This is a genomic window from Rhodovulum kholense (assembly GCF_003053725.1).
GTDB lineage: Bacteria > Pseudomonadota > Alphaproteobacteria > Rhodobacterales > Rhodobacteraceae > Rhodovulum > Rhodovulum kholense.
The window spans coordinates 197,534-217,448 of record NZ_QAYC01000004.1 but is presented as its reverse complement, the minus strand read 5'-3'; the positions used below and the strand labels follow the sequence as shown (position 1 = coordinate 217,448).

The following is a 19,915-nucleotide window of genomic DNA, read 5'->3' as shown; positions in this document are numbered from 1 at the left end:
CCATGTATTTCGCGCTGATCTGCCGGGATAAGCCCGGCCATCTGGAGACTCGCAAGGCCAATCGCGACGCGCATCTGGCCTATGTCGCCGAGACCGGTGTGGTGGCGCAGGCGGGGCCGTTCCTGGATGAGGCGGGCGAGATGTGCGGCTCGCTGGTGATCCTAGATGTCGCGGACAAGGCGGCGGCCGAGGCCTGGGCCGCGAACGACCCCTATGCCGGGGCGGGCCTGTTCGAAAGCGTCTCTGTGCAGGCCTGGAAGAAGGTCGTCGGCTGATGGCCTTCTGGCTGTTCAAGTCCGAGCCCAACACCTGGGGCTGGGACGATCAGGTCGCGAAAGGCGCGGCCGGCGAGGAATGGGACGGCGTGCGCAACTATCAGGCCCGCAACAACATGCGGGCCATGAAGACCGGCGATCGGGGCTTCTTCTACCATTCGCTCAGCGAAAAGGCCGTGGTCGGCATCGTCGAGGTGATCGCCGAGGCCCATCCCGACAGCAAGGCCGACGATCCGCGCTGGGAGTGCGTCGATATCAAGGCGGTCATGCCTTTGCCCCGGCCCGTCACGCTGGACATGTGCAAGGCCGAGCCGCGGCTGAAGGACATGGTCCTGGTCAACAATTCGCGCCTTTCGGTGCAGCCGGTGACCGACGAGGAATGGCGGATCGTCTGCGAGATGGGCGGTCTCTGAGGGGCCGCCGCTCAGAACCGGTTCAGCGGGATCTTGAGATAGGACCGCCCGTCATCCTCGGGCTCGGGCAAGCGACCGCCGCGCAGGTTGACCTGCAGCGCGGCCAGCATGCGGTCGGGCAGAGACAAGGTCGCATCGCGCGCCTGCCGGGTCTTCAGGAAGTCCTCGCGCGTCGCGCCGTCGAGATGCACGTTCCGGCGTTGCTCGGCCACCGTCGCCATCGGCTGCACCTCGGCACCCTCGTCGGGATAGTCATGGCCGATGAACAGCCGCGTCTCGTCCGGCAGGGACAAGAGCCGCCCGAGCGAGTCGTACAGGACCGAGGCGCTGCCGCCCGGAAAATCCGCCCGTGCGGTTCCGGCATCGGGCCGCATGAAGGTATCGGCGACGAAGGCGGCATCGCCTGCCAGATAGCTGACAGAGGCCAGCGTGTGGCCCGGCGTCGCCAGCACCCGCAGCGTCAGGTTGCCCAGCGTGATCTCGTCACCCTCGCGAAACAGTCGGTCCCAGTCGCGGCCGTCGGCAGGGAAAGCCTCGGGCAGGTTGTAAAGGTTGCGCCAGAGCGCCTGCACCTCGGTCACCCGCGCGCCGATGCCCCGCCGCGCGCCCAGCGCGTAGCCGAGGTAATGCGCCGCCGAGAAATGGTCGGCATGGGGATGGGTGTCGAGCACCCAGCCGATCCTCAGCCCCTCGGACCGGACATGGTCGAGAATCCTGTCGGCATTGGCGGTCGTGACCCGGGCCTCGGCCGGGTCGAAATCGAGCACCGGGTCGATCACGACGCCCTCGCGGGTGGCGGGGTCGTGGACCACGTATTGCATGCTGCCTGTGGCCTCATCGTGGAACGATGTCACTACGGGCGAAGCTGTCATGGGAAATTCTCCGGTCGTTTAAGCGTCCGGGGGATCGTTATCCCCCTGGACGAGAACAACCGGCATGGCGGACAGTTCCGCCGGAGGCGATGCGGCAGAGCCGGAGCGGGAGGTTATGAATGGAGGGTTCCGCAAGTGCAGAACCCTCCATCACCCCACGTGCACCCTAGCGCACCACACGTGAATTCTATGAGGGCCCTGCCGTCCTGGCGGGCATGAATTGACCATACGCCGACCACGCCCTTTGCACAAACCCAATGTTCCCGGCATTTTATACGACTTGCTGGAAACAGTTCCGGGGCAGGGCGGACTCTGTTGCGGTTCGTTCGGCCGGACCTAGCCGTAAATGTGTTCCTTACCGAAATGCCGGACCAGCATGTAATACAGCACGGCACGGTACTTGTGCGGGTTCGACACGCCATAGGTCTCGATCGCGGCCTGGATCGCCTCGTCCAGATCTGGACTGTCGGGCAGGCCCAGCTTGCGGATCAGGAAATTGGTGCGCACGGTTTCGATCTCACCCGGCTGGGTGGCTGCCACGACCTCGGCATCGGCATCGTAGATCGCCGGGCCGCAGCCGATGGTGACCTTGGTCAGCAGATCCATGTCGGGCGCCATCCCGCATTTGGTCTTGAGATCCTGCGCGTATTTCTCGATCAGCTGATCGCGCTTTCCCATCTTTCTTCCTCCTCCTTTGTCCTGAGGCCTCCTCGCCGGGATCGAGCCTAGGCGCACCGGACCGTCGGGCAAGTAAAATCCGGACGCAGCGCCGGCCGATGTGTCGCTTTCGCGTCTTGAGACCGGCGGGCGCAGGGTGTCAGATCGCGCCCAGCCTAGGACAGAGGGGCCAGGACAGAGGGGAAAAAAGACATGACCTACCTGAAGACCACACCGACCCGCGAGGGCTTCTTCGGCAGCTATGGCGGCGCGGTGTTGCCGCCGCCGCTGGAACCGCATTTCGCCGAAATCCGCGAGGCCTACGACCGGATCTCGAAATCTGCCGATTTCATCCGCGAGCTGCGCTATATCCGCACCCATTTTCAGGGGCGGCCGACGCCGGTCTCGTACCTGAGGAACCTCAGCGATCTTTGCGGCGGCGCGCAGATCTATGCCAAGCGCGAGGATCTGAACCATACCGGCGCGCACAAGCTGAACCATTGCATGGCCGAAGGCCTCTTGGCGAAATTCATGGGCAAGACCAAGCTGATGGCCGAAACCGGCGCGGGTCAGCATGGCGTGGCGCTGGCCACCGCCGCGGCCTATTTCGGCATGGAGTGCGAGATTCACATGGGCGAGATCGATATCGCCAAGGAAGCGCCCAACGTCACCCGAATGAAGCTTCTGGGCGCGACGGTGGTGCCGGTTTCCTTCGGCGGTCGGTCGCTGAAAGAGGCGGTCGACAGCTGCTTTGAAAGCTATATCGCCCAGGCCGATCATGCGCTTTTCGCCATCGGGTCGGTGGTGGGGCCGCATCCCTTCCCGATGATGGTGCGCAACTTCCAGCATGTGGTGGGCGTCGAGGCGCGCGAGCAGTTCCTGGACATGACCGGCGAGTTGCCCGACATGGTCGCGGCCTGCGTCGGCGGCGGGTCGAACGCGATGGGGATCTTCTCGGGCTTCATCGAGGATGACGTGGCGCTTTACGGGGTCGAGCCCGCGGGCACCTCGTCCAATCTGGGCGATCACGCCGCGTCAATCGCCTATGGCGAGGATGGCGACATCCACGGGTTCCGCACCATCGTGCTGAAGGACGCGAAGGGCGAACCGGCACCGGTGCACACCGTCGCCTCGGGGCTCGATTATCCCGGCGTCGGGCCGGAGCACGCGCATCTGCACCGCAGCGGACGGGTCACCTACACCACGGCCGACGATACCGAAGCGCTTAAGGCGTTCTTCGAGTTGTCGCGCCGCGAGGGCATCATTCCCGCGCTGGAAAGCGCCCATGCCGTGGCCTTCGCGATGCGCGAGGCCCGGGCCAATCCGGGCAAGTCGATCCTCGTCAACCTGTCGGGGCGCGGCGACAAGGATATCGACTATGTGACCGAGACCTTCGGCTTCGGCGAGGCTCTCTGAGCCGCGCGGCCGGACCTGCATAAAGCAAGGCGCCGCCCGGAAATCCGGACGGCGCCAGCCTCGCGGATCGCGCGGGGTTCAGTAGCGGTAATGCTCGGGCTTGAAGGGGCCTTCGGGCGTCACGCCGATATAGGCAGCCTGCTCGGGCGACAGGGTCGACAGCTTGACGCCGATCTTGGCCAGATGCAGCCGGGCAACCTTTTCATCCAGATGCTTGGGCAGGATGTAGACGCCGGGCGGATAGTCGCCCTCCTTGGTGAACAGCTCGATCTGCGCCAGCACCTGGTTGGTGAAGGAGGCCGACATCACGAAGGACGGGTGGCCGGTCGCGTTGCCGAGGTTCAGCAGGCGGCCTTCGGACAGCAGGATGATGCGGGCGCCCGAGGGCATCTCGATCATGTCCACCTGGTCCTTGATGTTGGTCCATTTGTGGTTCTTCAGCGCGGCCACCTGAATTTCATTGTCGAAATGGCCGATATTGCCGACGATGGCCATGTCCTTCATCTCGCGCATATGCTCGATGCGGATCACGTCCCTGTTGCCGGTGGTGGTGATGAAGATGTCGGCCGAGGCGACCACGTCTTCCAGCACGACCACCTCGAAGCCGTCCATCGCGGCCTGCAGCGCGCAGATCGGGTCGACCTCGGTCACCTTTACCCGGGCGCCAGCGCCGCGCAGCGAGGCGGCCGAGCCCTTGCCGACATCGCCATAGCCGCAGACCACGGCGACCTTGCCGGCCATCATCACGTCGGTGGCGCGGCGGATACCGTCGACCAGGCTTTCCTTGCAGCCATACTTGTTGTCGAATTTCGACTTGGTGACGCTGTCATTGACGTTGAAGGCCGGGAAGGGCAGCAGGCCGTTCTTGTGCAGATCATAAAGCCGGTGCACGCCCGTGGTGGTCTCTTCCGAGACGCCCTTGATCGCGTCGCGCTGCTTGGTGAACCAGCCGGGAGTTTCGGCCAGCCGCTTGCGGATCTGGGCAAACAGCGCCTCTTCCTCTTCCGAGGTCGGGACGGCGATCAGGTCTTCCTCGCCATTCTCGACCCGCGCGCCCAGCAGCACGTAAAGCGTGGCGTCGCCGCCATCGTCGAGGATCATGTTGGCCGTGCCCTCGGCGAACTGGAAGATCTTGTCGGTATAGGCCCAGTACTCGGGCAGCGTCTCGCCCTTGATGGCGAAGACCGGGACCCCGGCCTTGGCGATCGCGGCGGCGGCGTGGTCCTGGGTCGAGAAGATGTTGCAGGACGCCCAGCGCACATCGGCCCCCAGCGCGACCAGCGTCTCGATCAGCACGGCAGTCTGGACCGTCATGTGCAGCGACCCGGCGATACGCGCGCCTTTCAGCGGCCTGGCCTCGCCGTATTCCTCGCGGAGCGCCATCAGGCCGGGCATTTCGGTTTCAGCGATGTCCAGTTCCTTGCGGCCGAACTCGGCCAGCGCGATGTCCTTGACGATGTAGTCCGGCGCCATGGCGCAACTCTCCTCGTAATTGTCGGCTCGAAGGGCACATACCATCACGCGGATGGCTCGACAATGCGGCTGCGCCGTGGCAATCGGGCGTCCCAAGGGAAACGGATCGCTATGAAACAAGCACGCGCATGGCAGAGGATGCTGTCGGGGCGCAGGCTCGACCTGCTGGACCCGACGCCCTTCGATATCGAGATCGAGGACATCGCCCATGGCCTTGCCTTCGTGGCGCGCTGGAACGGGCAGACCCGGGGCGATTACCCCTATTCAGTGGCCGAGCATTCGCTGCTGGTCGAGGAAATCTTCGGCCGGATGCAGCCCGAGGCGCCGGTCCGCTGGCGGCTGGCCGCTCTTTTGCACGATGCGCCCGAATACGTGATCGGCGACATGATCTCGCCGGTGAAGGCCGCCGTGGGCCCGAGTTATGGCGAACTCGACAAGCGGCTGGCCTCGGCGATCCATATCCGCTTTGGCCTGCCCGCGGCGGTGCCCGACCGGATCAAGAAGGCGATCAAGCGGGCTGACAGCCTGTCGGCCTGGCTTGAGGCGACCCAGATCGCGGGGTTCGACGCGACCGAGGCGAACCGGTTCTTCGGCCGTCCCCGGCCCGAGCTGATCGAGGGGCTCGAAATCCGGCTGCGTCCCCCGGTCGAGGTACGCGCGGCCTATACCGCCCGCCATGCCGCGCTGATGGCGCGTCTCTAGCGCTTCTGCCCGATGGGACGGCGGCGCGGCAGATGAACCTCGGGCACCACCGGACGGTCGGGCAGGCGGTGATTGATCCGGTGCTCCTGACGCGAGGCCAGCAGAAGCATATCTGACAGTATGGCGAACATCGGGGGCTCCTCCCTTTCAAAGCTCTCCATCGTATTGTTAAGCTGTGACGGGAAGATCCGAGAGTCAGGAATTCTTTCGCCCTGTGAGCTAATCTAACAGATGGCCGATATCGACTGGACCCGCCTGCCGCCCCTGACGGCGCTGCGCGCCTTCGAGGCGACGGCGCGGCTGGAAAGCTTTTCGGCGGCGGCGCGGTCCTTGAACGTGACCCATGCGGCCGTCGCCCAGCAGGTGCGGGCGTTGGAGGATCATCTGCAGCTGGCTCTGGTCCGCCGCGACAGCCGCGGCATGACAGCAACGCCCGAGGGCGCCCGGCTGGCCGAGGCTCTGGGCGAGGCGTTCCGGAAGATCCAGGACGGGATCGACGCGGTCCGGGCGACGGAAGATGCAAGCCCGCTGAAGATCTCGCTGACACCTGCCTTTGCCGAAAACTGGCTGATGCCGCGGCTTGGCACCTTCTGGGCGGCGCATCCCGATATCGAGCTGGCCCTGATCCCCTCGACCGCGCTGGTCGATCTGCGGACTGGAGGCTATGACCTGGCGATCCGCTACGGGTCCGGCGCATGGCCGGGGCTTGAGGCCAACCCGCTGACAAGTACCCGGTTCGTGGTCGTCGGAACGCCCGAGCTGGCGGGCGATCCCCGGCCCGGAAGCTTCGCCGAGCTGACCCGCTTCACCTGGCTGACGGCGCAGGATTCCCCGGAACAGGCGCTCTGGGCGGAAAGCGCGGGGTTGAGCTGGAAGCGGGTGCGCGCGACGTCCTTCCCGACGACCGGCCTGTCGCTGGCGGCGACGCGCGCCGGGTACGGGCTGTCGATCCAGCCGATCACCCTGGTCGAGGACGATCTGGCCGCAGGCAGGCTGGCCGCGCTGTTCGAGCAGGACTCTCAGGGGCTCGGCTATCACATCGTGACCCGGCCGGGACACCATGCCCCGCGGCTGCGCGCCTTCATCAATTGGCTGCGGCACGCGGCGGGGCCGCAGGTCGGGATCTGAGCCCGACCCGAGCCGCCGGTCTTACCGCGGGCTGCGCTTGGCCAGGATCCGCTGCAGCGTCCGGCGGTGCATGTTCAGCCGCCGCGCGGTTTCCGAAACGTTGCGGTCGCATTGCTCGTAGACCCGCTGGATATGCTCCCAGCGCACGCGGTCGGCCGACATCGGATTGTCGGGCGGCGGCGGCAGCGCCTCGCCATTCGACAGAAGGGCGGCGGTGACGTCATTGGCATCGGCCGGTTTCGACAGGTAGTCGGTCGCACCGATCTTGACCGCGGCGACGGCGGTGGCGATGGCGCCATAGCCGGTCAGCACCACGATCTTGGCATCGGGACGCTTTTCGCGAAGGGTCTCGACCACGTCGAGCCCGCTGCCATCCTCCAGCCGCAGGTCGACCACGGCATAGGCCGGGGGCCGCGCCGAGGCGATGGCCTTTCCGGCAGCGACCGTCTCGGCCATTTCGGGCTGGAACCCCCTCTTTTCCATTGCCCGCGCGAGACGCCGGAGAAACGGTTCGTCGTCGTCAACGATCAACAGCGACGGGTCGTCCCCGATTTCATACTCCTGCTCAGCCATGCGACACCCTCCTGGTGAGCGTAATATTCCGGACGTTCTAGAATGTTAACAGGGCAGGGTCAATTTAACTCGTTCCCTGTCATGGCTTTCCCGCGCCGTTGTCGACAAAGCACGCGACCCGCGCGGCCATGTCCTCGGGCGTGGTATCCCGGTCGAAAACCTCGACCACGCCCGTTTCCGGGAAGGCGAGGTAGGTGAAGGTCGAATGGTCGATCAGGTAATAGGGGTCCTCGGGGTCGCGGATCCGAAAGAAGGTGCGGTAGGCGCGGCTGGCCGCCTGCACCTGATCGGGCGTGCCGGTCAGGGCCAGCATCCGCGGATGCATCATCGCGGCGAAAGCCGCCAGCGCCTCGGGCGTGTCGCGGGCAGGGTCGACCGAAATGAAGACCGGCCGCACGTCATAGCCGCGGGTTTCCAGCAAATCGACCGCATCGGCATTGCGGGCATTGTCGAACGGGCAGACATCCGGGCAGAAGGTATAGCCGAAATAGATCAGCGTCGGGCCTTCGATCACGTCGGCTTCGGTCCGGAGGGCGCCGGTCTGGTCGGTCAGGGCAAGGGGGCCGCCCAGTTCCGACAGGCCGGGCCGGGGACCGCCGCTGCGGCAGGCCGCGAACCGGTCCTCGGGCGCCCAGGGCCCCCAGATGAACAGGGCGGGCACCGCGACCGCCGCCAGAAGCGCCACGGCCGCGCCTGCCAGAATGTAGCGTCTCATGCGTGCCTCCCTTGCCGTCCGTCCCCCTGCGGTTAGCGCATTGATCGGCCCTCGTGCCGCGATTAACAAGGGGAAAGCCTGAATCTGGGGGTCCGATGTCCGATATCGCAACCGGCCTGCTGCCGCCGACCGAGCGCAGCAACTGGATCCGCCTGCGGACCCTGATCCTTCTGCGCTGGGCCGCCATCGCGGGCCAAGTCGTCGCCATCGCGGTGGCCATTCTCTATTTCCACATCCAGCTGGATCTGGGGCTGTGCCTGCTGGTCGTCGGCGCCAGCGTGCTGGCCAACGTGATCGCAGTTGCGATCTATCCCGAGAACCGGCGCCTGTCGGAAAACGAGGCGATGCTGACCCTGCTGTTCGACGTGGTGCAGCTGTCGGCCCTGCTGTTCCTGACCGGCGGGCTGAACAATCCCTTCGCGCTGATGCTGCTGACGCCGGTCACCATCTCGGCCACGGCGCTGGGGCGGATGTCGACGCTGTTCATCGCCCATACCGCCTTCGCGCTGATCACGCTGATGACCTTCTACCATGTGCCCCTGATCGATGCGTCGGGCGAAATCCAGCGGCTGCCGCATCTTTTCCTGTTCGGCTTCTGGGCCGCGCTGGTGATCGGGATTTCCTTCCTCGGGCTTTATGCCGACCGCGTGACATCCGAGATGAACAAGATGACCGATGCGCTGGTGGCCACCCAGATGGCACTGGCGCGCGAGCAGAAGCTGACAGATCTGGGCGGCGTGGTTGCCGCCGCCGCGCATGAGCTGGGCACGCCGCTGGCGACGATCAAGCTGATCAGTTCGGAACTGCTGGACGAGGTCGAGGACAAGCCGGGCCTGCGCGAGGACATCGAGACGCTGCGCGAACAGGCCGACCGCTGCCGCGATATCCTGCGCTCGATGGGCCGCGCGGGCAAGGACGACCTGCACATGCATACCGCGCCGCTGAAGGCGGTGATCGACGAGGCGGCCGAACCGCATCTGGATCGCGGCAAGGAGATCATCTTCAGTTTCGATCCGATTCATGGCGGCAGCCCGCGGATGCCGGTGATCTACCGCCGCCCCGAAGTGATCCACGGGCTGAGGAACCTCATCCAGAACGCCGTCGATTTCGCCGAAAGCCGGGTCTGGGTCGTGGCGCAATGGACCCAGGACGAAATCAGCGTCCGGATCATGGATGACGGGCCGGGCTATCCCTCGCATCTGCTGGGCCGCATCGGCGATCCCTTCGTGCGGATGCGCAAAAGCTCCGAGCATCAGAAGAAGCGCCCCGAATACGAAGGCATGGGGCTTGGGCTTTTCATCGCCAAGACGCTGCTGGAACGCTCGGGCGCGAGGCTGAGCTTTGCCAACGGGCGCGACCCGATGCTGACCTCGGAACGGTCCGATCAGCGCGGCGCAGTGGTCGAGGTCGAATGGTCCGCCTCCAAGATCGGCGTCAGCGCCGAGGCACAGCTGGCGGCTCTGGGCGAGAACACTCCGATCGAAGCCTGAGACCGCCACACCCCGAACACGCATACGTTGAGTTAACTGGAATTTAACCAAGATGACGTTTTACTGAACAAACTGGCTAAAGGAGCGCCGCCCGCACCATGGACATCGACTTGAACTCTGCGCTGGTTCTTGCGGGCGTATCCCTGATCAGCGCACTGGTGGCGGTGTTCCTTTTGCCACTCATTCCCCGCCGGTCCCCGTCCCCGGGCGCCGAGTCCAGAAACAGCATGGTGTTTCTCTTCGATGGAGAACATCTGGTGGATGCCACGCCGGACGGGCGCCGGTTTCTGGCAGGCGGCCCCAAGGGCCTGACCGACTGGCAGCGGTTCTGCGCCCTGATCGTGCCGCGTTTCCCCGGTTTTCCCGAACGAATGGAGCGGTTGCCCAAGGACGGCTCGGCGCTTCTGACCGAAGCCGGGGGCGAGGCGCAGCTGACCGCGACCTGGCTTGACGGGGTGATCCGCCTGACCCTGCAGATGCCGCGCTTCAACGAGGATGCGGGCCTGACCGACGCCCAGAGCCTGGCCGCGCTGACCGCGGAACTGGCCACTCTCCGCGATGTGGTCGAAGCGATGCCGACCCCGGCCTGGCAGCAGGACGACAAGGGGGGCGTGGCCTGGGCCAACAGCGCCTATCTCGACATCGTGCGCAGCCGCCATGACAAGGGCCAGATCGTCTGGCCGCTGCCGGTCCTGTTTTCACAACCCAAGGGGGAACCGGGCGCGCCGCACCGTCAGGCCATCGACACTGGCACCGGGACTGGCCGCGAGCGCTGGTTCGACTGTGTGGCCGTCGAGGCCCATGGCGCCTCGCTGCATTTCGCACTTCCGGCCGATGCCACCGTCCGGGCCGAGACCGCGCTGCGGAATTTCGTTCAGACCCTGACAAAGACCTTCGCCGAACTGCCCATCGGTCTGGCCGTCTTCAACCGCAAGCGCGAACTGGTGCTGTTCAACCCCGCCATGTCCGAGCTTTTCAACCTCGAGCCCGAATTCCTGACCGGACGGCCCACGCTTCTGAACGTGCTCGACCGGCTCCGCGAGACCCGGATGATGCCCGAGCCCAAGAATTACCGGTCCTGGCGCGAACAGATCCTGCGGCTGGAACGCGATGCCAGCGACGGCGTCTATTCCGACACCTGGACCCTGCCCGGCGGTCAGGTCTACCGGGTCACCGGACGGCCGCATCCCGATGGCGCCGTGGCCTTCCTGTTCGAGGATATCAGCACCGAAATGTCGATGACCCGCCGCTTCCGCGGCGAGATCGAGACCGGGCAGGCGGTCATCGACTCGCTACCCGAGGCCATCGTGGTGTTTTCCAGCGCCGGGGTCCTGACCCTGTCGAACAGCGCCTATGCCGAGCTTTGGGGCGAGGACCCGCGCCTGGTGATGGGTACCACCGATATCGCCGGAGCCACGGCGAAATGGCAGGCGCAATGCCTGCTGACTCAATCCGAGGCCGCGGCCGACCTGTCGCACCGCATCCGCCAGCGCGAAGCCTGGAGCTGCGAGCTGATCCGCCGCGACGGCCGGCGGCTCGACTGTTTCCTCAAACCGGTCGCGGGCGGCTGCATGATGGTCGAGTTCCGCGCCGCGAGCCAGGCCGATACGGCGGGCGCCCGCCCGGTGCCGCGCGCCTCGATGGGCTGATCCGACTTGCGGGGCCTCGGGCAGGCGTTAAACATGCGCCCATGTCCGGAACCCGTCTTTCCCTTTCGCTGGCCGCCGAGGCCCAGACCCGCGCCCTGGCCGACCGGCTGGCGGCGGTTCTGGGGGCGGGCGACACGCTGCTGCTCGACGGGCCGATCGGGGCGGGCAAGACCGCCTTCGCCCGCGCGCTGATCCAGGCGGCGCAGGCCCGCGCCGGACTGCCGCCCGAAGACGTGCCCTCGCCGACCTTCACCCTGGTCCAGACCTACGACGCCGGGCCGTTCGAGATCTGGCATGCCGATCTTTACCGGCTGGGCCATCCCCACGAGGTGCTGGAACTTGGGCTTGACGAGGCGTTCGACCTGGCACTTTGCCTGATCGAATGGCCCGACCGGCTGGGCGATCTGGCCCCGACAGACGCCCTGCGCCTGACCTTCGGCCCCGGCCCGTCCGACACCGCCCGGACGCTCGATCTCGTTTCGGCCGACCCGTCCTGGGCCGACCGCCTGTCCTTCCTTGCCGCAAAAGACGACCCCGATGCGTGACACTGCCTGCGCCGACTTCCTCGCCCGCACCGGATGGGCCGAGGCCCGCCGCGCGCCCCTTGCGGGCGATGCCTCGAACCGCCGTTACGAGCGGCTGACGCGCGGGACAGAGACCGCCGTGCTGATGGATGCCGATCCGGCGCGCGGCGAAGATGTGCGCCCCTTCATCGCCATCGCGCGCCACCTGACCTGGCTTGGCCTTTCCGCCCCCGCAATCCTGGCCGAGGACGCGGCGCAGGGCTTTTTGCTGCTCGAGGATCTGGGCGACGCCCTGTTCGCCCGGGTGCTGGCGAAGGATCCGGGACCGGAAGACACGCTTTACGCCGCCGCCACCGACCTGCTGGCCGATCTGCACCGCGCGGCCCCGCCTGCGGGCCTCGCCGCCTATGACGCCGAGACCATGGCCGATCTGGCCTGCCTCCCGTTCCAGTGGTACCTGACCGGGCTTGGCAGGCCCGCGACCGAGGCCGACATCGCGGCCTTTCGCGCGACGATCAGGACCCTGCTGGAGTCCACCGCGCCGCCCTCGGTTCTGATCCTGCGGGACTATCACGCGGAAAACCTGATCTGGCTGCCCGACCGCAGCGGCGCCGCCCGGGTCGGGCTTCTCGATTTTCAGGACGCGCGCGTGGGCCATCCTGCCTACGATCTGGTGTCGCTTCTGGAAGACGCGCGCCGCGACGTGCCCTCGGCGCTTCAGGCCCGGATGCGCGCGCGCTATGTCTCCCGCACCGGAAGCGACCCCGACGCCTTCGCCCGCGCCTACGCCCTGACCGGCGCCCAGCGCAACCTGCGCATCCTGGGCGTTTTCGCACGGCTGTGCCTGCGCGACGGAAAGCCCGGCTATCTGCGGCTGATGCCCCGGGTCTGGGCGCATCTGATGACCGATCTCGACCACCCGGCGCTGGCCGAACTGCGCGACCGCACGCTTCAGCTGCTGCCGCCGCCCGACCCCGACCGCCTTGCCAGGATCGAAAGCCAATGCGCCCGACGGCCCTGATGCTGTTCGCCGCCGGGTTCGGCACCCGGATGCGGCCGTTGACCGACGACCGGCCCAAGCCGCTGATCGAGGTGGCAGGGCGGCCGCTGATCGACCATGCGCTGGCGCTGGCCGAAGGCGCCGGGCTGAACCGCATCGTCGTGAACGCGCATTACCGCGCCGGGCAGATCGAGAGCCATCTGGCCGGACGCCACGGCATTGCGGTCTTGCGCGAGGACCCTCAGATCCTCGATACCGGCGGCGGGCTGCGCCATGCGCTGCCGTTGCTGGGCGAGGGCCCCGTCTTCACGCTGAACAGCGACGCGGTCTGGACCGGGCCGAACCCGCTGGCCACGCTGGCCGCCGCCTGGGACCCGGCCCGGATGGACGGGCTTTTGCTGCTGATCCCGCGCGGCCGCGCGACCGGTCACGCCGGGACGGGCGATTTCCTGACCGATGCCGACGGCCGCCTGACCCGTGGCCCGGGCGCCGTTTATTCGGGCGCTCAGATCCTCAGGACCGACGGGCTGGCCGAGATCCCCGAGCCGGTCTTTTCGCTGAACCGGCTCTGGGACCGGATGCTGGCCGAGGGGCGGCTTTTCGGCGTTCTGCATCCCGGCGGCTGGTGCGACGTGGGCCATCCGGACGGCATCGCCGAGGCCGAGGCGCTGCTGGCGGGGCAGGGCGATGCTTGAGGGAGCCGGGCCCCGCCTCTATGGCCTGCCGCCCGGCGCGGACTTCCCGCGCGACCTTCTGATCGGGCTGGAACAGAGACTGTCCGGTGCCTCGCCCGAGGCCTGGGCCGAGGTCGAGATCTGGGTCAATACCGAACGCATGCGGCGGCGTCTGACCGCCCTTTTCCAGGCCGGGCCGCCGCGTCTGCTGCCGCGCATCCGGCTGGTGGCCGAGCTGTCCCGCCATCCGATCCTCGCCGATCTGCCCGCGCCCGTTTCGCCGCTTCGGCGGCGGCTGGAACTGGCGCAACTGGTCCGCGCCCTGCTGGACCGCGCCCCTGATCTGGCCGCGCGCAGTTCGGCCTTCGATCTGGCCGACAGTCTGGCCGCGCTGCTGGACGAAATGCAAACCGAGGGCGTGCCGCCCCGCGTCCTGCACCAGCTCGATGTCGGGAACCTCTCGGCGCATTGGGCGCGGGCGCGGCAATTCCTGACGCTGGTCGAGGACTGGCTTGGCGCCGACCTTTCGGACCGGCCCGGCACCGGCGCCCGCCAACGGCTGGCGGTCGAACGGCTTGCCGCGCGCTGGCGCGCCGATCCGCCCCGCCATCCCGTCATCGTCGCCGGCACCACCGGGTCGCGCGGCGCGACCGCGCTGTTCCTCAGGACGGTCGCCGGTCTGCCCCAGGGTGCCGCCGTGTTGCCGGGCTTCGACTTCGACATGCCCGCCGCGATCTGGGAAGGCCTTGACGACGCGCTGGCCGCCGAGGACCATCCCCAGTTCCGCTTTCGCCGAATTCTCGATGACATGGGGCTGGCCCCCGAGGCAGTCGCGCCCTGGGTCGGCACGCCCGCCCCGTGCCCGCCGCGCAATCGTCTGGTGTCCCTCGCGCTTCGACCCGCCCCCGTTACCGATCAGTGGATGGAAGACGGGCCCCGGCTGACCGGCATCGACCGGGCCACAGGGGGGCTGACCCTGATCGAGGCGCCTTCACCGCGCGCCGAGGCGCTGGCCATCGCGTTGCGGCTGCGCCGGGCCGCCGAGGACGGGCAAAACGCAGCACTGGTCACCCCCGACCGGACCCTGACCCGGCAGGTGACCGCCGCGCTCGACCGCTGGGGCATCCGGCCCGACGACAGTGCGGGCATGCCGCTGCCGCTGTCGCCGCCGGGGCGGTTCCTGCGACAGGTCGCGGCGCTGTTCGGGCGGCCGCTGACGGTCGAGACGCTGCTGGCGCTGCTCAAGCATCCGCTGACCGCCTCAAGCCCTGGCCTGCGCGCCGATCACCTGCGCTGGACCCGCGAACTTGAACTTCATCTGCGCCGGAATGGTCCGGCCTTCCCAGATGGTCACGCGCTGATCGGTTGGGCGGCGGGCAGCGAGGACGGGCGCGAGGCCTGGGCCAACTGGCTTTCCGCAGCGCTGGAGGACGTGGATCGGGCCGGAACAGAGCCGCTTTCGGCCCATGTCGCGCGCCACCGTGCGGCCTGCGAAACCCTCGCCGCTGGTCCCGGCAGCACCGACCCCGGCGCGCTTTGGCTGGAGGAGGCGGGTGCGCAGTCACGCGCCGCGCTGGACCTGCTGGCCGACGAGGCCGACGCGGGCGGCGAGATGTCCCCCGGCGATTTTTCGGCGCTGCTCGACTCGGTCCTGCGCGACGGCACCGTGCGCAGCGCGGTCGAGCCGCATCCCGGGGTGATGATCTGGGGCACGCTCGAGGCCCGCGTTCAGGGCGCCGATCTGGTGATCCTCGGCGGGCTGAACGAGGGCACCTGGCCCGAGACCCCGCCGCCCGACCCCTGGCTGAACCGGCAGATGCGGGCCGAGGCGGGCCTGTTGCTGCCCGAACGCCAGATCGGGCTGGCCGCGCATGACTTCCAGCAGGCGATCTGCGCCCCCGAAGTGATGATCTCGCGCGCGATCCGCACGGCCGAGGCCCAGACCGTGCCCGCGCGCTGGCTGAACCGGCTGACCAACCTGATGGACGGACTGGGCGGCAATGGCGGCCCCGAGGCGCTGGCCGCAATGCGCGCGCGGGGCCGGAACTGGCTTGACATGGCGCAGGCGCTCGACCGGCCCGCGGCGCCACTGCCCGCCGTGCGCCGGCCCTCGCCCCGGCCACCGCTCGACCGCCGCCCCGAGCGGCTGTCCGTGACCGCGGTCGAACGGCTGATCCGCGACCCCTATGCCGTCTATGCCCGCCATATCCTGCGGCTGAAGCGGCTCGATCCGCTGGTGCGCAGCGCCGATGCGCCGCTGCGGGGCACGGTCCTGCACAAGGTGATGGAGCGGTTTCTGGACCGGCCCATCGACCCCGATCCGGCCCGCGCCCGGGCAGATCTGATGGCCATCGCCGATGAGGTTCTCGCGACCGAGGCGCCCTGGCCCGCGGCCCGCGCGCTTTGGCGGGCGCGGCTCGGGCGCGCGGCCGAGAGCTTCCTGCGCGACGAGGCGCGGCGTCAGGCCGAGGCCGCCTGCATCGCCCGCGAACGCTCGGGCGCGGCGCGGCTGGACAGCGGCTTCACCCTCACCGCGCAGGCCGACCGGATCGACCGCCGCCCCGATGGGCGTCTCATCGTCTATGATTACAAGACCGGGACGCCGCCCAGCCTGAAGGCGATGGAAGCCTTCGACAAGCAGCTGCTGCTGGAGGCCTGCATCGCCGAACGCGGCGGCTTCGAGGAGATCCCGGCCGCGCCCGTCGATCACGTCACCTATATCGGCCTCGGCCAGCCGCCGAAGACCGTGACCAACTGGCTTGACGACGATCTGGTGGCGCGCAGCTGGGCCGAGCTCGGGCGCCTGATCGACCGTTATGCCCGCCCGGACCAGGGCTATACCGCCCGCAACCGGATCCAGAAACGCAGCGACATCACCGATTACGACCTGCTGTCGCGCTTTGGCGAATGGGACGAGACCGATCCGCCGGAACCGGAGGATGTGGGATGACCCGGAACGAGGCGAGCGAACGGCAGATCCAGGCCGCCGACCCGGCGGGCTCGGTCTGGCTGTCGGCCAATGCGGGCTCTGGCAAGACCCGGGTTCTGACCGACCGGGTGGCACGGCTTCTGCTGGCGGGGGTGCCGCCGCAGCGCATCCTGTGCCTGACCTATACCAAGGCCGCCGCGGGCGAGATGCAGAACCGTTTGTTCGACCGGCTGGGCGGCTGGGCGATGCTGGCCGATGCCGACCTGCGGCAGGCGCTGCACGAGCTGGGCGTCGAGACCGCCATCGGCGAGGACACCCTGCGTGAGGCGAGGCGCCTGTTTGCCCGCGCCATCGAAGCGCCGGGCGGGCTGAAGATCCAGACCATCCATTCCTTCTGCGCGGGGCTTCTGAGGCGGTTTCCGCTCGAGGCCGGGGTCTCGCCGCAATTCGTCGAGATGGACGACCGCAGCGCCCGCCGCCTGCGGGCCGAGCTGGTCGATGCGCTGGCCGACGGCCCCGAGGCCGGGCGCTTTGCCGATCTGGCGCGGTTTCACACCGATGCCGAGCTCGATGCGCTGACCGCCGAGATCGCCAGCCATCGCGACCGGTTTCCGGGCACCGCCGACCCGGGCGCGATCTGGAAAAGCTTCGGCCTTTCCGCCGATGAGGACAGCGCAGTCCTGCTGCGCGGCGTCTTCACCGGGACCGAAGAGGGGCTGCTGACCCGGCTGAAATCCGCGCTGGCCGGAGGCGGCAAGACCGATCAGACCGCCGCCGCCAAGCTTGACGCGCTGAATCTCGGCGGCGCCGACCGTGCCCTGCTGATCGGGCTGGAGGATATCCTGCTGACCGGCGCCGCCGCGAAACAGCCGTTTTCGGCCAAGACAGGGTCTTTTCCTACCAAGGCGGTCCGGATGGCGCTTGGCCCGGATCTGGCGCCGCTGGAAGACCTTATGATCCGGGTCGAGACCGCGCGGCCCCGGCGACTGGCGCTGGATGCGGCCGAGCGGACGCTGGCGCTCCACCGCTTTGCCGAAGCCTTCCTGCCCGCCTATGCGGCGCGCAAACAACTGCAGGGCTGGCTCGATTTCGACGACCTGATCCTGAAGGCGCGCGATCTGCTGACCGATCCGGGCGTCGCGCAATGGGTGCTGTTCCGGCTCGATGGCGGGCTCGATCATATCCTGGTCGACGAGGCGCAGGACACGAGCCCGGTTCAATGGCAGGTGATCGAACTGCTGGCACAGGAATTCACCGCGGGCGAGGGCGCGCGCAGCGGGGTCGAGCGCACGATCTTCGTCGTCGGCGACAAGAAGCAGTCGATCTATTCCTTCCAGGGCGCCGATCCCGAGGGCTTCGACCGGATGCGCGCGCTGTTCCGCGACCGGCTGGAAAATGTCGACCGGGGCCTTCTGAGCCTGACGCTGGAATACTCGTTCCGCTCGTCCGAGGCGATCCTTGGCGTGGTCGACCGGACCTTTCCCGAAGGCGCGCGGGCGGGTCTCGACCGCGAGATGCGGCACCGCGCCTTCCATGCCGATCTTCCCGGCCGGGTCGATATCTGGCCCGTGGTCGAGGATAGCGAGGCCGCCGATCTTGGGCATTGGGCCGATCCGGTCGACATGCTGGGCGCCTCGCATCACAGCGTACGGCTGGCGCGTCAGGTGGCCTCGGAAATCCGTGCGATGATCGACCGGGGCGAGACCGTCGCCGCCAAGGGCGGGGGGCGCCGTCCGATGCATGAGGGCGACATCCTGATCCTGGTGCAAAGCCGGACGGATCTGTTTCACGAGATCATCCGCGCCTGCAAGGCAGAGGGGCTGGAGGTGGCGGGCGCCGACCGGCTGAAGATCGGCGGCGAACTTGCGGTGCGCGACCTGACCGCGCTTTTGTCCTTTCTGGCGCTGCCCGAGGATGACCTGTCGCTGGCCTCGGCGCTGCGCTCACCGCTGTTCGGCTGGTCGGAGGATGCGCTCTTCCGGCTGGCGGCGCCCCGCAAGGGCTATCTCTGGCAGGCCCTTCGAAACGCGGATCAGGCCGGAACAGAGACGGTTCCGATGCTGCAGGCGCTGCTGGACGAGGCCGATTTCCTGCGCCCCTACGACCTTCTCGAACGCATCCTCACGCGCCATGACGGGCGCCGCAGGCTGGTGGCGCGGCTCGGGCAGGAAGCCGAGGACGGCATCGATGCGCTGCTGACCCAGGCCCTGGCCTATGAGACGACCGAGGTGCCCTCGCTGACCGGCTTCCTGGCCTGGCTGTCGAGTGGCGAGGTCGAGATCAAGCGCCAGCTCGATGCGGCGGGGCGGCGGATCCGGGTGATGACGGTGCATGGCGCCAAGGGGCTCGAAGCGCCGGTGGTGATCCTGCCGCATACGGCGCAGCGCACCGTCACCATCCGCGACCAGATCTATCCGCTGGAAAACGGCCTGCCCGCCTGGAAGACCGGATCGGAGGAGCGGCCAGAGGCGCTGGCGACCGCCCATGCCGCGCGGGTGCAGCGCGAGGAAGAGGAACGCTCGCGCCTGCTTTACGTCGCGATGACCCGGGCCGAACAATGGCTGATCGTCGCCGCTGCCGGAAAGCTCGCGAAGGATGGCAGCGACTGGTACAGCCGCATCCGTCGCGGCACCGAGGCGCTGGGGCCGGTGCCGCATGATTTCGGTTTCGGCGAGGGGCTGCGCTATGAACGCGGGCTCTGGCCCGGAGAGCGGATCGCGGTCGCGCCCGAGACGGCCCCGCCCGAGACCGCGCTGCCCGACTGGGCGCTCCGCGAGGCCCCGCGCCCCGACCGGCCGCCGCAGCCGCTGTCGCCCTCGGATCTGGGTGGCGCCAAGGCCCTGCCGGGCGATCCGCTGGCGCCCGCCGAGGCCGAGGATGTCCGCGCCCGGGGCACCTGGATGCACCTTCTGCTGGAACATCTGCCGGGCACCGATCCGGCCGACCGCCCGGCGCTGGCCCGCGCGCTTCTGACCGTGGCCGACCCGCCCGCGCCCGAGGCCATGGTTCCAGCCCTCGCCGCCGAGGCCGGAGCCCTGATGGCGCGGCCCGATCTGGCGCCGGTCTTTGCGCCCGGCACGCTGGCCGAGGTTCCGCTGACCGCGCCGCTGGGCCAGGGGCGGCTGAGCGGCACGGTCGACCGGCTGATCCTTGCGCCCGGCCGGGTCACGGCGGTCGATTTCAAGACCAACGCCATCGTGCCGGACCGGCCCGAGGACACGCCCGAGGGCATCCTGCGCCAGCTGGGCGCCTATGCCGTGGCGCTGGCGCAGATCTATCCCGGGCGCGAGATCGAGACGGCGGTTCTGTGGACCGGGACGGGCAGGCTGATGACGATCCCGCGAGAGCTGGGCCAGGCGGCGCTGGCCAGGGCGGGGCTGGCTTGACGCTCAGGGTCGCGGTCCTTACCTTCCGGCCTCGATCCC

The 19,915-nt window shown here is 68.2% G+C and carries 18 protein-coding genes; 12 read left to right on the top strand and 6 right to left on the bottom strand.

Translation table 11 applies throughout. The features are described 5' to 3' along the window. Positions 1–2 precede the first annotated feature (2 nt). Both C8N38_RS07540 and C8N38_RS07535 read left to right on the top strand, forming a co-directional pair. Entirely contained in the window at positions 3–275 is a 273-nt protein-coding gene (locus C8N38_RS07540; protein WP_108025748.1) for a YciI family protein, read from the top strand. After that, positions 275–688 carry an EVE domain-containing protein gene (locus tag C8N38_RS07535; RefSeq protein ID WP_108025746.1) on the top strand — a complete coding sequence of 138 codons (414 nt, stop codon included), beginning with the start codon at positions 275–277 and terminating at the stop codon, positions 686–688. Before C8N38_RS07540 ends, C8N38_RS07535 begins: the two co-directional genes overlap by 1 nt. Before the next feature lie 11 nt (positions 689–699). Here the strand turns inward: C8N38_RS07535 and C8N38_RS07530 are convergent, their stop codons facing one another. Together C8N38_RS07530 and C8N38_RS07525 are read right to left on the bottom strand one after the other, a co-directional pair. Next, the gene (locus C8N38_RS07530; RefSeq protein ID WP_108025744.1) at positions 700–1,560 is read right to left on the bottom strand and encodes an MBL fold metallo-hydrolase; all 861 of its coding nucleotides are present in this window, start codon (positions 1,558–1,560) and stop codon (positions 700–702) included. Positions 1,561–1,896: 336 nt separating this feature from the next. Continuing rightward, on the bottom strand, positions 1,897–2,238 hold the full coding sequence (locus C8N38_RS07525; protein WP_108025742.1) for a DUF2853 family protein: 342 nt from the start codon (positions 2,236–2,238) through the stop codon (positions 1,897–1,899). Positions 2,239–2,430: 192 nt separating this feature from the next. Between C8N38_RS07525 and trpB the strand changes: the two genes are divergently transcribed. Continuing rightward, entirely contained in the window at positions 2,431–3,633 is a 1,203-nt protein-coding gene (trpB, locus tag C8N38_RS07520; RefSeq protein WP_108025740.1) for a tryptophan synthase subunit beta, read from the top strand. Between the two features lie 78 nt (positions 3,634–3,711). Here the strand turns inward: trpB and ahcY are convergent, their stop codons facing one another. Continuing rightward, positions 3,712–5,106: an adenosylhomocysteinase gene (gene ahcY, locus C8N38_RS07515; protein ID WP_108025738.1), complete on the bottom strand. Its 1,395-nt coding sequence runs from the start codon at positions 5,104–5,106 to the stop codon at positions 3,712–3,714. Between the two features lie 111 nt (positions 5,107–5,217). Between ahcY and C8N38_RS07510 the strand changes: the two genes are divergently transcribed. Then, complete coding sequence (locus C8N38_RS07510) at positions 5,218–5,808, top strand: HD domain-containing protein (RefSeq protein WP_108025736.1); 591 nt, start codon at positions 5,218–5,220, stop codon at positions 5,806–5,808. Here the strand turns inward: C8N38_RS07510 and C8N38_RS22120 are convergent. Further along, positions 5,805–5,939, bottom strand: coding sequence for a hypothetical protein (locus tag C8N38_RS22120; protein WP_281258217.1), 135 nt, complete (start codon positions 5,937–5,939; stop codon positions 5,805–5,807). The genes C8N38_RS07510 and C8N38_RS22120 overlap by 4 nt on opposite strands. 100 nt (positions 5,940–6,039) lie before the next feature. On the opposite strand from C8N38_RS22120, the gene C8N38_RS07505 reads away from it, so the two are divergent. Further along, a complete protein-coding gene (locus tag C8N38_RS07505) occupies positions 6,040–6,936 on the top strand; it encodes a LysR family transcriptional regulator (protein WP_108025734.1) in 897 nt (298 codons plus the stop codon). Positions 6,937–6,957: 21 nt separating this feature from the next. Here C8N38_RS07505 and C8N38_RS07500 read toward each other — a convergent pair whose 3' ends face one another. Together C8N38_RS07500 and C8N38_RS07495 are read right to left on the bottom strand one after the other, a co-directional pair. Beyond that, on the bottom strand, positions 6,958–7,509 hold the full coding sequence (locus C8N38_RS07500) for an ActR/PrrA/RegA family redox response regulator transcription factor (protein ID WP_075784115.1): 552 nt from the start codon (positions 7,507–7,509) through the stop codon (positions 6,958–6,960). A 79-nt stretch (positions 7,510–7,588) separates the two neighbouring features. Beyond that, on the bottom strand, positions 7,589–8,224 hold the full coding sequence (locus C8N38_RS07495; RefSeq protein WP_108025732.1) for an SCO family protein: 636 nt from the start codon (positions 8,222–8,224) through the stop codon (positions 7,589–7,591). A gap of 95 nt (positions 8,225–8,319) precedes the next feature. Here C8N38_RS07495 and regB point away from each other — a divergent pair, with 95 nt between their 5' ends. The 7 genes from regB (at position 8,320) to addA (ending at position 19,876) form a co-directional block, all read left to right on the top strand. Then, positions 8,320–9,714, top strand: a complete 1,395-nt coding sequence (gene regB, locus C8N38_RS07490; RefSeq protein ID WP_108025730.1) for a sensor histidine kinase RegB — start codon at positions 8,320–8,322, stop codon at positions 9,712–9,714. A 98-nt stretch (positions 9,715–9,812) separates the two neighbouring features. Next, positions 9,813–11,363, top strand: coding sequence for a PAS-domain containing protein (locus tag C8N38_RS07485; protein WP_108025728.1), 1,551 nt, complete (start codon positions 9,813–9,815; stop codon positions 11,361–11,363). 41 nt (positions 11,364–11,404) lie between these two features. Then, positions 11,405–11,908 (top strand): tRNA (adenosine(37)-N6)-threonylcarbamoyltransferase complex ATPase subunit type 1 TsaE, encoded by a 504-nt coding sequence (gene tsaE, locus C8N38_RS07480; RefSeq protein WP_108025726.1) that lies wholly within the window; start codon positions 11,405–11,407, stop codon positions 11,906–11,908. Beyond that, positions 11,901–12,908: an aminoglycoside phosphotransferase family protein gene (locus C8N38_RS07475; RefSeq protein WP_108025724.1), complete on the top strand. Its 1,008-nt coding sequence runs from the start codon at positions 11,901–11,903 to the stop codon at positions 12,906–12,908. Before tsaE ends, C8N38_RS07475 begins: the two co-directional genes overlap by 8 nt. After that, on the top strand, positions 12,890–13,582 hold the full coding sequence (locus C8N38_RS07470; RefSeq protein ID WP_108025722.1) for a nucleotidyltransferase family protein: 693 nt from the start codon (positions 12,890–12,892) through the stop codon (positions 13,580–13,582). Before C8N38_RS07475 ends, C8N38_RS07470 begins: the two co-directional genes overlap by 19 nt. Then, positions 13,575–16,511, top strand: coding sequence for a double-strand break repair protein AddB (gene addB, locus C8N38_RS07465; protein WP_108025720.1), 2,937 nt, complete (start codon positions 13,575–13,577; stop codon positions 16,509–16,511). The genes C8N38_RS07470 and addB overlap by 8 nt, the downstream gene beginning before the upstream one ends. Then, positions 16,508–19,876 (top strand): double-strand break repair helicase AddA, encoded by a 3,369-nt coding sequence (gene addA / locus C8N38_RS07460; RefSeq protein ID WP_108025718.1) that lies wholly within the window; start codon positions 16,508–16,510, stop codon positions 19,874–19,876. The genes addB and addA overlap by 4 nt, the downstream gene beginning before the upstream one ends. Positions 19,877–19,915 lie beyond the last annotated feature (39 nt).

Bases quoted from the DNA above. Each gene is read 5' to 3' on its own strand.
- ahcY (WP_108025738.1), bottom strand. From the start codon at position 5,106: ATGGCGCCGGACTACATCGTCAAGGACATCGCGCTGGCCGAGTTCGGC.
- C8N38_RS07530 (WP_108025744.1), bottom strand. From the start codon at position 1,560: ATGACAGCTTCGCCCGTAGTGACATCGTTCCACGATGAGGCCACAGGC.
- C8N38_RS07505 (WP_108025734.1), top strand. From the start codon at position 6,040: ATGGCCGATATCGACTGGACCCGCCTGCCGCCCCTGACGGCGCTGCGC.
- tsaE (WP_108025726.1), top strand. From the start codon at position 11,405: ATGTCCGGAACCCGTCTTTCCCTTTCGCTGGCCGCCGAGGCCCAGACC.
- C8N38_RS07525 (WP_108025742.1), bottom strand. From the start codon at position 2,238: ATGGGAAAGCGCGATCAGCTGATCGAGAAATACGCGCAGGATCTCAAG.
- C8N38_RS07470 (WP_108025722.1), top strand. From the start codon at position 12,890: ATGCGCCCGACGGCCCTGATGCTGTTCGCCGCCGGGTTCGGCACCCGG.
- C8N38_RS07500 (WP_075784115.1), bottom strand. From the start codon at position 7,509: ATGGCTGAGCAGGAGTATGAAATCGGGGACGACCCGTCGCTGTTGATC.
- C8N38_RS07495 (WP_108025732.1), bottom strand. From the start codon at position 8,224: ATGAGACGCTACATTCTGGCAGGCGCGGCCGTGGCGCTTCTGGCGGCG.
- C8N38_RS07475 (WP_108025724.1), top strand. From the start codon at position 11,901: ATGCGTGACACTGCCTGCGCCGACTTCCTCGCCCGCACCGGATGGGCC.
- C8N38_RS07510 (WP_108025736.1), top strand. From the start codon at position 5,218: ATGAAACAAGCACGCGCATGGCAGAGGATGCTGTCGGGGCGCAGGCTC.
- C8N38_RS07485 (WP_108025728.1), top strand. From the start codon at position 9,813: ATGGACATCGACTTGAACTCTGCGCTGGTTCTTGCGGGCGTATCCCTG.
- C8N38_RS07540 (WP_108025748.1), top strand. From the start codon at position 3: ATGTATTTCGCGCTGATCTGCCGGGATAAGCCCGGCCATCTGGAGACT.
- trpB (WP_108025740.1), top strand. From the start codon at position 2,431: ATGACCTACCTGAAGACCACACCGACCCGCGAGGGCTTCTTCGGCAGC.
- C8N38_RS07535 (WP_108025746.1), top strand. From the start codon at position 275: ATGGCCTTCTGGCTGTTCAAGTCCGAGCCCAACACCTGGGGCTGGGAC.
- addB (WP_108025720.1), top strand. From the start codon at position 13,575: ATGCTTGAGGGAGCCGGGCCCCGCCTCTATGGCCTGCCGCCCGGCGCG.
- addA (WP_108025718.1), top strand. From the start codon at position 16,508: ATGACCCGGAACGAGGCGAGCGAACGGCAGATCCAGGCCGCCGACCCG.
- regB (WP_108025730.1), top strand. From the start codon at position 8,320: ATGTCCGATATCGCAACCGGCCTGCTGCCGCCGACCGAGCGCAGCAAC.
- C8N38_RS22120 (WP_281258217.1), bottom strand. From the start codon at position 5,939: ATGTTCGCCATACTGTCAGATATGCTTCTGCTGGCCTCGCGTCAGGAG.